1 protein-coding gene is annotated in these 1,072 nt (G+C 45.7%); it reads left to right on the top strand.

Features of this window, described 5'->3' with window-relative positions:
* Positions 1 to 1,072: condensation domain-containing protein (locus tag A3756_RS00635; protein ID WP_156490137.1), on the top strand; the 1,072-nt coding region annotated here is incomplete at both ends.

Below are 1,072 nucleotides of genomic sequence, written 5' to 3'. Positions count from 1 at the left end.
GAATAGATGTTGATGTCGACCTAGATCTAATCACTGAAATTAAGAAAAGTGCAGCCAGCATAGGATGCAGCCTAAGCGCTTATACAATGGCGATCTATTTTATTGCCTTGCAGCGCTGGACAGGAGAGTCCTTTTTAGCAGTAGGAATGCCAACCGCAGCACAACCCGGTATCGCTCCGAATTCTTTGATTGGTCATTGTGTTTCGACAGTTCCTATCGTCAGTGAGCTAAATCCTTCTATATCAGTTGCTCAAGCAATACACGAAATTAGTGAAGAGATTCTAGACGCTTTTGAACATCAGAACTTTACCTTTGGGGAGTTGATTCGAGAGCTACCCATTGCAAGGGATCCTTCAAGAATTCCACTTTTACCCCTGCTTTACAACTTTGATACAGGCTTGGAAGACGAACATCTAGATTTTCACGAGCTAAAATGTAGTTTCCACTCAAACCCAAGGTTTTATGAAAACTTTGAACAGTTTATGAATGTCGCCGACTACGGTGACCACTTCACAATCGAGTGCCAGTACAATACTGACCTATTCCTGGAAGAGTCAATCAAAGCCCGAATCGATGAATATATCTGGCTCCTAACCCAGTGTAGTTTTAATCTAAACCAGTCACTCAGCGAGCTGGAACTCAGCCCTATTAACGATTATGAATATTTACTTACTCGTAGCCTAGGTACGCACCATTTCTGGCATGAAGAACAAGCCAACGCCCCTCGCACTGTCGGTCACTACCTTCATCATCAAGCTCAACAATTTGCCGAAAAAGAAGCCGTCATATTTGAGCAGGAAGTCTTAAGCTATCGTCAGCTTGATGAACTTAGCTCACAGTGGGCTCAGCTCCTATTAGAGGAGCACGTATCGGTTGGGGACCGCGTTGGCTTGTGCCTGGACCGCTCTCAGCATATGCTCGCGGCCCTAATTGGCATATTGAAAGTCGGCGCCAGCTATGTCCCGCTTGACCCTGACTTCCCCGATGATCGTTTGGCGTACATGATTGAAGACTCGGGCTTACAACACCTAGTCACTCAAGAAACGCATATCAAGCGCCTGCCTTCTGTTGC

The organism is Oleiphilus sp. HI0086, assembly GCF_001635225.1.
This window is presented reverse-complemented; position numbering and strand designations above follow the sequence as displayed.